The following is a 12,825-nucleotide window of genomic DNA, read 5'->3' on the forward strand; positions in this document are numbered from 1 at the left end:
AACCCGTCGACAAACCCATCATACCGAGGCGCTCCTTTTTTGACAAAGACCAAATCTTAAGCCTTACAGGAATGTTTAGCTTAATGAAGCGCCCGCCAGTCTAATACTTTATTTTCTCAGTCTACAACTTTATTTTCCGAGTCTAACAATTTATTTTTCATTAATTAGACTATTATAAATAGTGGATACTTTGTTCAATTTATGAGCATATATCCACTATATTTATATATGATAGATTCATTATTTAGACATCGAAGTATGCAACATATGATTCTATTTGTGGAGGGCGTAGCCCATAGCGGGAGGCGTAGAGTGGTTAAAAACCGAGCGTAATCAATTAATGTTGGAAGGTGAAAGTCGATGCGAGTACAAGAAGTTATTCTAATGGATAACAACAAACGTTACATGTTGATAGATGGAAATGGTTTACCTGTGATCCCTGTTTTGAAATACCTAAAATACTTAGACAATACGGGAAAAAGTAGAAATACGCAGAAAACGTATTGTTATGCGTTAAAGCAGTATTTTGCGTACTAAAAAGAGACGAATAAAGATCAAAATAATATTCGATTAGAAGACTTGGTGGAATTTGTTGGTTGGTTGCGTAGCCCTTTTGAAAGCAACAAGATAACTCCACTTAAACCGATTCAAACAAAGAGGACAGAAAAGACCATTAATCTAACAGTAACAGCTGTTACAAACTTTTATGATTACTTGTATCGAAATGAAGAGCTTCCCGATGATATGTCCGAGAAGTTTATGCGGGTATTTACTGGAGGAAGATCACGATATAAAAGCTTTCTGCATCACGTCCATAAGGACAAGCCGTCTATAAGAAATATATTAAAAATTAAAGAGCCACGCAAAAATGTTGAGACACTTTCAAAAGAACAAGTGCAGCAAGTGCTAAACGCAACAACAAACATCAGAGATCAGTTTCTCATCCAAGTGTTATTTGAAACAGGTTTGCGAATTGGTGAAGTCCTCTCACTCTATTTGGAAGATTTTAAGTTTGATTATAGAGGCCATCGGATTTTTCTAAAAGATCGAGGGGAATTACAAAACGGAGCCATGCTCAAAACAGGTGAGCGCGGAATATATGTGTCCCAAGCGTTAATGGACTTGTTTGATGACTACTTATATGAAGTCCTTGATGAGTTGGACTTTCGCTCCAATTTCGTTTTTGTAATTCTTCGAGGTGAAAATAAAGGTAAGCCCCTGACACTTACCGCTGTAGAAGCTCTTTTTAAGCGTTTAAGGGAGAAAACGGGAATTCGCAAACTTCACCCCCACCTTTTTAGACACACACACGCTACGATGTATTACCAAGAAACCAAAGACATAAAGCAAGTGCAGGAACGTTTAGGACATTCGCAGATTCAGACCACGATGAATCTATACGTACATCTTTCAGAAGATGACATTCGTAAGGATTGGGAGAAAGCACAGACAGCATTTCAGATCAATATAAAGGATTCAAGGTGATTGAATATGAAAAAAACTATTCTACGTACATACCGTGAGGAATTGAGCTTTCATGAGAGATTAGAGCAAGAGCTTTCTGCTTATCCTGAGAAGACCATTCATACTGATGGATCTATAAACGTGAAGCATGTAAATAATCCTTATTTCCTGGTCAATGATAATGGAATGTTGATTTTATCGGAGATATCAAACAGTTTAAAAAGCTGGCGGAGAATTATAATCACTCAACTCAAAATATCCATTTTAAAATCAAAAGCTCTACGGTTAATTTGGAAGTAAAATAGTATCACGAGCTATTTTATGCTGAGAAAGCTCTCGTCACTATTTTTGTGGGACAATGCTGGAGCGTATTTTCAAAATTCCTAAATGAATAGTACCCTACTCTGTTTTCCCTGCTTGACTTAGGTATTGATAAAGTAGAGCGTGAATGGCTATTTTGGTTGCATGAACAGAAATATAAGACACAAGAGATTCAAAACATGCATTTCGTGCCGAAGTTACACGAAAAACACATTTGGCGGGCTATTTGTGATTGTTTCTTTCAAAGTTCTTACAATTAACAGACACCCGTGAAGAATGGGAAAAAGATCGCTGGGATGTAAGGATACTGCATGATAAATATGGGATCCACTATAACAAGAGTAATTCTGCTCACTATCTTGATTTCACGAAGATCGAAAGTCGGTGATGTGCAAGAAATTAAAGTGGGAGAAGACATTCCTGCAGAGATCTTAAATGCGTTATGGCAAGACCATAAGTTGAATGCAATGGATAACCCTTATGGGACATGCCACGCTCGTTTAAAAGGTGAATGCCCTCACATGGAAGCACCACCTTGCTTAACGTGTAATGGAGGAAGCCCATGTAAAGATTTAGCCATAGGCTTCTCTGAATTGGATGTACTGAAATATGAACTGCATATTAAAACCACATCAAAGGCTATTGTGGCAGCAAAACAACATGGTCGTGAAGATATGGCTGAGAAGAACGAGAAAAATCTACTACGTTATCAGGGGATTCTAACTAACCTTCAAGAAGGCAATATCATTTTCGGTAGACAAGACCGTATAAAAAGAAAGGTGAGTGCTGGAAATGGCTAATTACGACCGTACAGCTTATCTGAAGAGAATCCATGCCCAACGGGAAGGCGAGTACCTTAGAGAAGGTAGATCAGGCGATTAAACGCCTCTTACGAGCCAACAAGAGTATTAATTTCAATAGCGTATCAGAAGAATCGGGTGTATCGAAAGCGAGTTTATATAACCATTCAGATATCCGCGAGAGAATCGAATCCTTACGCCGTCAACAATCACAAGCACCTACTCCAAAGCAAATCAAGCGTGAGATGAATGATGCGAATAAGGATATACTCATCGAAACGTTAAAACGCAAAATCAAAGCACTGGAGAACGAGAACAAAGAATTACGAGAAGAAATGAAAAAGGCTTATGCTCAGATTTACGAAAAATATTCCGCAAAAAATATCAAAACCGAGCGTTTCATCTATCGTACAGTGATAATATCTCTATGGAGGCATTAATGTGAACTATAAGGATTCGGTAATCAAGGCCATTTCCTATATTGAAAATCATCTGACCGATGAGAGTTTAAGCGCCAAGGTTTCGGAAGCTGCCGGCTATTCGCCTTACCATTTTCACAGGATCTTCCTATCAGTTACTCGATGCTCCGTCTCAGAGTACATACGCAAGCGGAGATTGACGCACGCGGCATACGATTTATTTCATACCAATCAAAGGATCATAGATATTGCCATCCAGTACCGATTCGAGTCCCAGGAATCCTTCGCCCGAGCCTTTCGGAAATTGTTCTCCATCTCGCCAGGACAATTTCGCAAGCAAAGGGACATGAAGGACACGTTGTTCCGGGCCATGGAGAAGCTTCCTTTGGATGAAGTGGGGCTGCAACATTTGCATAAGGGCTTTTCCCTCGTGCCAGCTTTTGTCTGCCTGGACAATCTGCATTTGGTCGGCATGTCGATACCGGGTGTCAATTCGGACGAGGTCGGAATGCTATGGCGGAGCTTTAGGCAGCGTGTGTTTGAAATTAAGCGAAAGCCGGATACGGAAGACATATTTTATGCGGTCATTGAACTTACGGGCGAGCAATGGGAAGTCACTTATACCGCTTGTGTCGAGGCGACCAGCGAGGAGAGTACGGTTCTCTTGGGAATGGTCGCTAAGCTGCTACCAGCGGCAACTTATGCGGTTTTTACTCATAAGGGGACATTAGCGAGACTCAACGATACGTTCCAATACATTTACGAAACGTGGTTACCCCAGTCAGGCAGCGTTCGTACGAATGCCCCGGAGTTCGCGCGTTACGACCAACGATATCTAGGACCGACGAACGAGGATTCGGTATTGGACATATATATTCCCGTTAGCTCGCCATCTTAGGAGCGTATCGCTTAAGGAGAGGAAGAAATCAAGATGAACAAAAAAGCAGACATTAATGAAGGATACGCAGGATGCTGCGAGGTACAAATTACAGAAAACTCATTGAGGGTGACCTTTCCTATGATCGTGATGTATCCGACAGACTCACCGGAACAGGCTGATCGTCTAGGGCCGTACTCGTTGGAAGTGGCCAGAGACGCTACGCCGAGGGAGGGAAAGTTTAGGTTGGTCCTCATTTCACACGGTACAGGTGGTTCGCCGCTTGTGTACTGGTCGCTTGCTCGGCATTTGGCACGCAGCGGCTTTATCGTTGGCCTGCCCGAACATCCGCACAATAACCGCAACGATAATAGTTTGGAAGGTACGGTCCAAAACCTCACCTATCGACCCCAGCACCTTCGCATGGCAGCCGACTGGTTTTTTGAAGATGAGAGGTTTAAGGGGCTTATCCAGCCGGGAAGCCTCTCGGTCATCGGGCATTCCATGGGCGGCTACACCGCGCTGGCAGCAGCTGGCGGCGTCCCGACCTCCTTCCCTAATGAGAGCCCAAATGGGAAGCCGCAGCAAATCGATGTCCTTCGCGATTCGCGAATCCAGTCCCTGATTTTGCTGGCCCCGGCGTCCGTTTGGTTCCAGAATGAGGGGGCATTAAGCGACGTTCGTCTCCCCATTCTCATGCTGGACGCGGAGCGAGACCCGTACACACCTCCATTTCACGCACAGATCATCTTGAATGGTGTTGCTGAACCACGGATGATTCGCTATCGGACTGTGGAGAATGCCGGACACTTTTCCTTCCTGAGTCCTTTCCCAGCTGCGATGATTTCACCCGCCTTTCCCCCCTCACAGGACCCACCTGGCTTTGATCGCGTGCAATTTCACGAAACGCTGAAGACTGAGGTAGTAAAGTTTCTGTTGACTTATGATTAGGAAACGAAATGTATCGCAGGCGTATAAGTGTGCGCTACCCATCGGGAGGGAAATATGATTTTTAATAAAAACGGGGGTTTTTTTGACAGTACTGGCAAGTGGGGCTACATATTTCATTGAAAGCCGTTCGACAAATGAACATGACCATTCTGTCTACGGGAGTCAATTACGGATTCAAGCGCTCTATCCCGTTGGTGTCCGGCGCAACCGTCCACAAAATAATGGTATTCCGTCCACAGATCGAATTCAAGGAGGAGCGGCAAATAGCATGGCTTCAACTTTTAACACTTCAGCCCTCATATAGAGCTCTTTAGCTTGTTAAGAGAATTATACTGCGAGTAGTCAAATCCAGTAATTGACATGAATTTTACATAATAAGGTTGTCTTTCTCTTAAATCCTTCTCCCAATCTAGTTGATTTTGAGCGCTTCCATGTAATAGAATGGACTAATTAAAAGGAAAAGGATGCGCATAACCGATGCGGTTGAAGAAACCACGTACACTCAGTAAAAGATCCATATTATTTTTCTCACTGATCATGCTTGCCAAAAGCTATTTTGCTTGGTATTACTTGTTCGAAGACGGGCCAACCTGGACTACATGGTTCAAAGAAATTCCTTTTGTGCTATTGATCTTCTGCTTGATCGAATGGTTCGCTACAAAACGTAAAATAGCCATCTACATGTTTGTGAATTTGCTCATTACTGTTTTGTTCTTCTCTTTGATTGTATATCATAATCATTTTGGTATTATTGCTACTTCTCAGGTCATCGGTCAGGCGAAACAGGTCGGAGCTGTGAAGAAAAGTATTTTTTCGGTCATGCACCCTCAATATATGCTTATTTTTCTGGATATCATTATCATTAGTTTGGTTATGTTTAGCCGAAAGAAAGCAGTCGCCTGGAAAAAAGCCATGTCACGCCGAAGTAACCGCAAAGTGGTGGCTGCCTTGTTCTGTGTTTCTTTTGCGATCTGTGTAATGAATATTTTTCCGAACCAGGCCAGTATGAATGAAACCATCCAGGCTGAGCAAATGGGAATTCTCAACTATGAAGCCTACGCCCTGCTTGCAGAGCGTGAAGAAGAGCTTATTGAGCTTTCCAAAATTAATCAATCCGTCATTGATCAAACTAAAGGCATTGAGGCTCAATCTAATCCGCTCTTGTTCGGAGCCGCCAAAGGAAAGAACCTGATTATTATTCAAATGGAGTCTTTTCAGAACTTCCTGATTAACTTGTCGATTGACGGGGAGGAAATCACTCCGAATCTGAACAAGCTTGCCGCCGGGAATTTCTATTTCCCCCGTTTCTACCAGCAGGTTGGACAAGGCAACACTTCCGATGCTGAATTTATCGTGAACACTTCCTTTTATGTGCCACCGAATGGTCCAGCTACTGATATCTATGCTCCCAAAGAGCTTCCAAGCTTACCTAAGCTGCTGCAGGCGCAGGGTTATGATACGGCAACCTTCCATACGAATGAAGTTGACTTTTGGAACCGCGGGGAGCTTTATGAGGCATTAGGATTCGACCGCTTTTATGACAAATCTTACTTCGGTGAAGATGACACCGTCTTCTACGGGGCGTCCGATGAAGTTCTTTACAAGAAGACATCGCAAGAGCTGGCCCGAATGGACCAAAGTGCCCAACCTTTCTATTCACATGTAATCTCCATGTCCTCTCATAATCCGTTCTCGATTCCGGAAAGCAAATACAAAATGACATTACCGGAGCGATTTGAAGGAACGCTCGTTGGCGATTATATTCGTGCTCAGAATTACGCGGATTACGCGCTTGGACAGTTTATCGACGAACTAAAGCAGAACGGCGTATGGGATAACAGCTTAATCGCATTATATGGTGATCATCGGGGGCTTCCTATTTTCTCACTTAAGGATGAGGATAAAGTCTTACTTGAGGAAATTCTGAATCATGAATATACGGAACGCGATTTGATCAATATTCCGTTAATCATAGCTTCTAAGGGGATTACGACTCCAACTGTAAAGGATCAATTAGGCGGACAGGTTGACATTTTACCTACGGTATCCAATTTATTAGGGGTAACGCTAGATAACCATATTCATTTTGGACAGGATCTGTTAAATGAATCCGCCTATAACCTGCTGCCTCAACGCTATTATTTACCTACCGGATCTTTCGTGAATAACGAAGAGCTTTTCTTGTCCGGCAGCGGTTTTGAAGATGGCCAACATTATACTTTATCCGGAGATGGCGCTAAACCGCTTCAATCCACAGAAGATGAGTTCAATCGTGCCCTGGCGCTCCTTCAGCTGTCAGACAGTTATGTGACACAATTACCTGATAGAGAGGTTGCCGAAGTAGAATAGTAGGCACAGCCCTCGCGGCAAGGACAGCCCTACATAGCCCATTCAACCCCACCGTTATTAAACGGTGGGGTTTTTTGTAGGCACTTAACCCAATCAGCTGAATAATATGGTTTGAAAAGACAAATTAACGGATGAATGAGGGAAGCCTAATGGAACATTGGATTAGAGTAGAACCGCAGGTGAATGTATATGTAAATGATATCAACCCGCTAGGCAGGAAAACGATATTGTTCATCCATGGCTGGCCTGCGAACCACAAGATGTTCGAATATCAGTACAATCGTCTGGTGCCCATGGGATATCGTTGTATCGGAATGGATATGCGGGGATTCGGCAATTCGGATAAACCTTTGAGCGGATACGACTACAATCGGTTAGCGGACGATATCCGGTGTGTTATCGGGGCTTTAGGGCTTCGGGACATTACACTCGCGGGACACTCCACCGGAGGAGCTGTAACTATACGTTATATGGCCCGCCACAACGGGTATGGGGTGTCCAAACTTGCGCTTTTCGCCTCGGCTGCTCCCAGCCTGATTCAGCGGCCCGGTTTTCCTTATGGCACCACAAAAGAAGCTATAGATCAGATCATTCAAGCGACCTATCAGGATCGGCCCAAGATGCTGCGTGACTTCGGAGAACAATTCTTCTATCAAAAAGTATCGGAGCCGTTCTCGGACTGGTTCTTCCAACTAGGACTGCAGGCAGCAAGCTGGTCCACTATAGCCGTCTCCAACGCCTGGCTCGCCGAAGTATTATTTCAGGATCTCCCAAAAATACAGGTCCCTACTTTGATTCTTCATGGTATCCATGATCAAGTTTGTTACTACCCTTTGGCTGTGGTGCAGCATCAAGGGATAAAGAATTCTGTGCTTGTGCCATTCGAGAATAGCGGCCACGGATTGTTCTATGACGAATGCGAAAAATTCAACCGGGAACTATCCAGGTTTGTCGGGTAGCCTAAATAAGAAAGAAGGGCGGGATGCAGATGGGCAGCAATAAGGGTTATGAGCAATGGGCGATTTTTCTGGCTGCTGTCTGCGGACAGACCTATGCGCAATTTTCGAATACGGATGGTTCGTTCGCCGTGCCGGCGAATTATTCGGTCAATCATGTAATTAAGGCGAAATCCTTGGGCCATGTATGGGAAAACTTCGGGTTTATTATGGAATCTCCACAGGAGATAATTATTGCTTTTCGGGGGACCAGCTCGACAACCAATTGGATCTCGGACATCATCGCCTCACAGAGAAAATTCAAATATATTAAGGAAGATTGCCTTACCCATCGCGGCTTCACAGACATCTATTCTTCGGCCCGTGAAGGAATTCTCTCAGCACTGTCCAAGATCGAATCCGGCAAGACCTTATACATTACAGGCCACAGCCTCGGTGCAGCACTTGCAACCATGTGTGCAGTCGATCTGAGTGCCAATACGGATTACCGCTCACCTTATCTATTCACTTATGGGTCCCCCCGTGTAGGCGATCCGGCCTTTGCAAAAGTAAGTACAAGGTATGTTCCGAACAGCTACCGCATTGCCAATCCTTTTGACGTTGTGACCTACACTCCACCCTCTATCTACAAGCTGCCTAAGCGGGAGAAAAGGTACTATTACAGTCATGTCCAGACCCTCAACCCGCAGTCTTTCCAGAATGGTGCTGTTGGTCTTAATCATATTATCGGAAGTTATTTCACAGCGCTCTCCAAGCTTCAGCCGGAGTTTACCGAACAATTATGCCAGGCGAATCCCGGTTTCTGCCCGCTCATTGAAGTGAAAGTGCCAAACTAATTCAGGCCGCTATCCAGGAATTAGCGCCTTATTGTATCCATTCCATCAAGTACAACCGTTGCTTATCCACGTTAAGGATGACGATGCAGTAACTGCCGTCCTCTTTCTTTTTGTAATAATAATAATCACCTGCGTCATACTCCGTCGGGTAGTTCTTATAAAGCTTACCGTATTTAGCAATCTCTTTCTGGGACACCAGTATAATAGATTGTGTGAACCGCGATACTTCTCCTTCCAGGGAATGCCTTGATTCTTCAGTTATTGGCTGCCAGAGTGCCTGGTCTTGAACCTTTGCCAGTTGTTCTTCGTTATAATTCAGAACATAGTATCCTTCTCCATCCCCATGAAAACTCGGTTCACTTTCAAAAACAACTACTAGCTCTGCTGGTTTGGGGATCGTTATTCCCCACCTGCTGCTCCACATATCATAGGTTGCGGTATCGTTGTCATATATTTTATAACCCACACCTATACCGATAACGATTAAAAAAATGACGCCACTCCATATGGCTACTGTTTTCCTTCGCATTGTTGCTTCCTCCTGACCACTCTTTAGTATTGGCCGTTCCTTTCTCTCTTCACCCTTCCACTAATCCATAAAATCTCAAATCTCCGTCTTCAGTTTCCGCGATGTATATATCGCTCCGTTCCTTGACGCTGTAGATCTTTGTCCCAATGGATAATTGATTGGCCGTGCCATTCTTAAATTCCTTGCCATCTCCAGACTGTTCAATAATTTCCGTTACATACTGATCTTTATGAAGTTCTAATTCATCCACCCATGGAATTCCAGAGTTATAAATGATATCCGAGAACATAAAGATGTTCGCATTGGAATTGTCAGACAGAACATCTTCCGCAGTTGGATTGGATGTGCTCCATTCCCGGCTGACTGAACTTTTGTTGGAATTACAACCAGCTATAACAAACATGAGAATGATAGTGACCCATAGGATTGCAATCCGTTTGTTCATTTTGTCCTCCCCTGAGCTGCCAAAGTAGTCTATATATAAGTTTATTATACAATGAAATGGAAGAATATGACGATTGGCGTTCCCTATTTAAAATCAAGCAAAACACTCTAACCTGACATTATGTTGTAAGGTAAAAAACGGCAAAATCACTGAACTGTTGGTCACGCTTATCTAACAGAATTATAGTTTAGTTTATGACAGAAAGGGAGCCGCACTGGGTGCGGCTCCCTTTCTGTCATTCTCCAAACGTAAGAACCAATTGAAACTCCCCATCCGCAAGTGCGGCGCCAAGGCTCCCCCCCTGCTTCTCTACCAGTTGTTTCACGATGGATAAGCCGAGGCCCAGTTGGCCGCTTGCTCTGGAGTGATCACTGGTATAGGTTCGCTCGAACAGCTTGGGAAGATCCCATTCGTGGATATGATCGGTGTCATTCGCGAAAATAATCATTACTTTGTGATCCTCTGTAAATAAAGAAATTGTAAGCCGGTTTTTGGCATACCTAAGCACGTTCTGCAGCACATTGGAGAAAATTCGGATCATGGCTTTCTCATCCAGCCAGATACTCCGCACCGCTTCATCCAAGTTCAGCTGAACTTCAATGTTCTTCTGTACTAGGTCCGTGTGGAACGCGAGAATAACTTCGCTCAACATGCTGTACAGATAGAGGGGCTGCATATCCATAGGATAGTCCCCGGACTCCAGACTGGACAATTCATAGAACGACTCCACAATGTTGTTCATCACCGTCATTTTATGCAGAATAATGTCCAGGTACTCCTGACGCTCCGCTATGGGGATTGCCGGGTCCTTCAGCAGATTGGCGTAGCCTTGCATTGAAGTAAGAGGTGTCCGCAAATCGTGAGAAATGTTGGCGATTTCCCGCTTAATTGCAAGCTCTCTCGATTGATGGGTCACTTGTTCTTTCCTGCGCTGATCGAGCTGCCGGTTAATGGCAACCACCAGCTGCTCCATTTCACGCCCCGGCAAAGGCAGCTTAACGTTCAGGTGCTGCGTGGGAGGATGGTCTACTTCTGCCAGTTGTTTTCGTACTTGCATAATGCTCCGCCGCTGCAGCATATAGGGAATAAGAAACAAAGCAGCCGTTAAGGCCGCAGTTATGACGAGAGCTAGATGCATGTTCCTTATCCCCTCCTGGACTTATAGTCAGAACTCTTCTTTCTTGAACAGATATAGCCCTAGCGTATAAAAGACCAGCGTATAGACCGCCCCCACTGCCCACGGTTCCCAGGCTGCATAGCCCATATCTTCATAGGCATTAAGCAAATAATAAGCTGGTCCATGACTATGCAGCCACTCTGCCCATGTAAATCTGCCTTGGAGGTAACCCAGAATATAATGTGGCAGGAAATAGATGAGCAGGTAGGCGATGAGCAGCTGTGCATTTTTCTTCATGCTGGCAGCAAGACAGTAGTAGGTTGTGATTCCTGCAATCATGAGGGGCAGCATGTTAACCAGCATCCTCGTATATTCCGTGAGTGCATGATCCACATTGCGAACCATCAGGGTAGTTCCCAAAAGCAAGGACACTCCCACCAGTACAAGAGCGAATAAGAAGAATCCGGCCATTGTAATCAGCAGTTTGGCTGTATAGATGGCTTGCCTGCTGTAGCCATAGGCTACCGTATTCTTAAGCACATTCTTATTGTCGCCCATAACGATCAGCGGAAAGATGAAGAGCAATACGAACACAACCGGCATCATGCTTAGGACATTGCGGTAGAAGAAACGTTCATTCCCGTAAGGAAAATTAAGCTCTGACTGATTAAAAGCATAAAGGGCCACAGCAGCGCCAACCATTAGCAGAATATAGAGCAAGCCAGATAAATAATAGTTTCGGGTCCGGACGAAACGATACTGCTCGCTTTTCATCAGATTAAGCATCACGTTCACCTCCCAGCAGACTCAGGTAGTATTCTTCCAGGTCTCCTCCCGTGACATTTATCGAAAATACACCGATACCCTGACTATAGAGTACCCCGTTAATATGATCGGTCTTGTCCATACCGCCGAACAGCTGAATGTGATGATCCGGCAGGATTCGATAAGGGATGCCCGGGAAGTGCTTTTCCAGAATCGTGGCGGCTTTGCCGCTGTCATTCACAACCAGCTCAACGGTTTTTCTGGTTTTGTTCAGCAGTTCCTCTGCCGTCAGCTGCTCAACAATCCGTCCCTGATCCATGAAAACATACCGGGTAGCCACGCTTTGTAATTCAGATAACACATGACTTGAGATTAAGATCGTCACTTTTTTTTCCTCATTCAAGGTCTGAATAAGCTGACGGATCTCCACCTTCCCTTCCAGATCCAAACCGTTAGTCGGTTCATCCAGAAGCAGGAATGTCGGATGAGTCATCAGGGCAAGCGCCAGTCCCAGCCGCTGCTTCATCCCGAGGGAAAACGCCCTGAATTTCTTCTTCCCGGTAGTAAGAAGCCTCACTTCCTTAAGGGCTTGATCGATAGAGGTTTTGCCTGCGATGCCCCGTTGCTGGCGGTAATATTCCAGGTTCTGCCTAGCCGTAAAGTCCGGAAAAAATGCGGGTTCTTCAATGAGTGCACCTATTTTCCTGCGTTCCTGCCTAACCTCGGCAGCTTCACTTTTTCCATACAAAGTGATTTTGCCTGCCGTCGGAAAGACCTGTTCGGTAATACATTTGAATAATGTAGTTTTACCTGCGCCATTTTTACCAATTACTGCACAAATATCACCTGCAGCAATGTTCAGGTGGATATTCTGGAGTGCGTGTGATTCCCGGTAGGTTTTACTTAGTCCCTCAATCTCCAGTATACAATGCATCATCGTAATGACTCCCTTGCAATTTGATAATTCAATTGTATCCAGGTCACCCTTAATAAGCT

Annotated in this window: 10 protein-coding genes and 3 pseudogenes; 8 read left to right on the top strand and 5 right to left on the bottom strand. The window is 44.4% G+C overall.

The window, feature by feature from the left end; genetic code table 11:
- Positions 1 to 360 precede the first annotated feature (360 nt).
- The 8 genes and pseudogenes from AC3WT9_RS30305 (at position 361) to AC3WT9_RS30340 (ending at position 8,973) form a co-directional block, all read left to right on the top strand.
- Positions 361 to 1,485: pseudogene (locus AC3WT9_RS30305) on the top strand (tyrosine-type recombinase/integrase).
- Positions 1,486 to 2,168: 683 nt separating this feature from the next.
- Positions 2,169 to 2,585: pseudogene (locus tag AC3WT9_RS30310) on the top strand (tyrosine-type recombinase/integrase); the annotation flags it as partial.
- Positions 2,578 to 2,953 (top strand): annotated as a pseudogene (locus tag AC3WT9_RS30315) (DUF6262 family protein); the annotation flags it as partial. The pseudogenes AC3WT9_RS30310 and AC3WT9_RS30315, both read left to right, overlap by 8 nt.
- A gap of 73 nt (positions 2,954 to 3,026) precedes the next feature.
- Positions 3,027 to 3,902 carry an AraC family transcriptional regulator gene (locus tag AC3WT9_RS30320; protein ID WP_341379047.1) on the top strand — a complete coding sequence of 292 codons (876 nt, stop codon included), beginning with the start codon at positions 3,027 to 3,029 and terminating at the stop codon, positions 3,900 to 3,902.
- A gap of 33 nt (positions 3,903 to 3,935) precedes the next feature.
- A complete protein-coding gene (locus tag AC3WT9_RS30325) occupies positions 3,936 to 4,832 on the top strand; it encodes an alpha/beta hydrolase family protein (RefSeq protein ID WP_341094220.1) in 897 nt (298 codons plus the stop codon).
- A gap of 477 nt (positions 4,833 to 5,309) precedes the next feature.
- Positions 5,310 to 7,181: an LTA synthase family protein gene (locus tag AC3WT9_RS30330; protein ID WP_341094221.1), complete on the top strand. Its 1,872-nt coding sequence runs from the start codon at positions 5,310 to 5,312 to the stop codon at positions 7,179 to 7,181.
- 149 nt (positions 7,182 to 7,330) lie between these two features.
- The gene (locus AC3WT9_RS30335; RefSeq protein ID WP_341094222.1) at positions 7,331 to 8,140 is read left to right on the top strand and encodes an alpha/beta fold hydrolase; all 810 of its coding nucleotides are present in this window, start codon (positions 7,331 to 7,333) and stop codon (positions 8,138 to 8,140) included.
- Between the two features lie 29 nt (positions 8,141 to 8,169).
- Positions 8,170 to 8,973: a lipase family protein gene (locus AC3WT9_RS30340; protein ID WP_341094223.1), complete on the top strand. Its 804-nt coding sequence runs from the start codon at positions 8,170 to 8,172 to the stop codon at positions 8,971 to 8,973.
- Between the two features lie 28 nt (positions 8,974 to 9,001).
- On the opposite strand, the gene AC3WT9_RS30345 is transcribed toward AC3WT9_RS30340, so the two are convergent.
- From AC3WT9_RS30345 to AC3WT9_RS30365, 5 genes are all read right to left on the bottom strand, one after another.
- Positions 9,002 to 9,502: a hypothetical protein gene (locus AC3WT9_RS30345; protein WP_341094224.1), complete on the bottom strand. Its 501-nt coding sequence runs from the start codon at positions 9,500 to 9,502 to the stop codon at positions 9,002 to 9,004.
- Between the two features lie 49 nt (positions 9,503 to 9,551).
- Positions 9,552 to 9,947 carry a hypothetical protein gene (locus tag AC3WT9_RS30350; protein WP_341094225.1) on the bottom strand — a complete coding sequence of 132 codons (396 nt, stop codon included), beginning with the start codon at positions 9,945 to 9,947 and terminating at the stop codon, positions 9,552 to 9,554.
- A 235-nt stretch (positions 9,948 to 10,182) separates the two neighbouring features.
- A complete protein-coding gene (locus tag AC3WT9_RS30355; RefSeq protein ID WP_341094226.1) occupies positions 10,183 to 11,085 on the bottom strand; it encodes a sensor histidine kinase in 903 nt (300 codons plus the stop codon).
- Between the two features lie 27 nt (positions 11,086 to 11,112).
- A complete protein-coding gene (locus AC3WT9_RS30360; RefSeq protein ID WP_341094227.1) occupies positions 11,113 to 11,850 on the bottom strand; it encodes a hypothetical protein in 738 nt (245 codons plus the stop codon).
- The gene (locus AC3WT9_RS30365; RefSeq protein WP_341094228.1) at positions 11,843 to 12,766 is read right to left on the bottom strand and encodes an ABC transporter ATP-binding protein; all 924 of its coding nucleotides are present in this window, start codon (positions 12,764 to 12,766) and stop codon (positions 11,843 to 11,845) included. Before AC3WT9_RS30365 ends, AC3WT9_RS30360 begins: the two co-directional genes overlap by 8 nt.
- Between the last annotated feature and the right edge of the window lie 59 nt (positions 12,767 to 12,825).

This window comes from Paenibacillus sp. EB106-06-01-XG199 (assembly GCF_058791575.1).

Excerpts from the sequence above, each read along its gene's own strand:
- AC3WT9_RS30355 (WP_341094226.1), bottom strand. The coding sequence starts at position 11,085 with ATGCATCTAGCTCTCGTCATAACTGCGGCCTTAACGGCTGCTTTGTTT.
- AC3WT9_RS30360 (WP_341094227.1), bottom strand. The coding sequence starts at position 11,850 with ATGCTTAATCTGATGAAAAGCGAGCAGTATCGTTTCGTCCGGACCCGA.
- AC3WT9_RS30365 (WP_341094228.1), bottom strand. The coding sequence starts at position 12,766 with ATGATGCATTGTATACTGGAGATTGAGGGACTAAGTAAAACCTACCGG.
- AC3WT9_RS30330 (WP_341094221.1), top strand. The coding sequence starts at position 5,310 with ATGCGGTTGAAGAAACCACGTACACTCAGTAAAAGATCCATATTATTT.
- AC3WT9_RS30340 (WP_341094223.1), top strand. The coding sequence starts at position 8,170 with ATGGGCAGCAATAAGGGTTATGAGCAATGGGCGATTTTTCTGGCTGCT.
- AC3WT9_RS30325 (WP_341094220.1), top strand. The coding sequence starts at position 3,936 with ATGAACAAAAAAGCAGACATTAATGAAGGATACGCAGGATGCTGCGAG.
- AC3WT9_RS30335 (WP_341094222.1), top strand. The coding sequence starts at position 7,331 with ATGGAACATTGGATTAGAGTAGAACCGCAGGTGAATGTATATGTAAAT.
- AC3WT9_RS30350 (WP_341094225.1), bottom strand. The coding sequence starts at position 9,947 with ATGAACAAACGGATTGCAATCCTATGGGTCACTATCATTCTCATGTTT.
- AC3WT9_RS30345 (WP_341094224.1), bottom strand. The coding sequence starts at position 9,502 with ATGCGAAGGAAAACAGTAGCCATATGGAGTGGCGTCATTTTTTTAATC.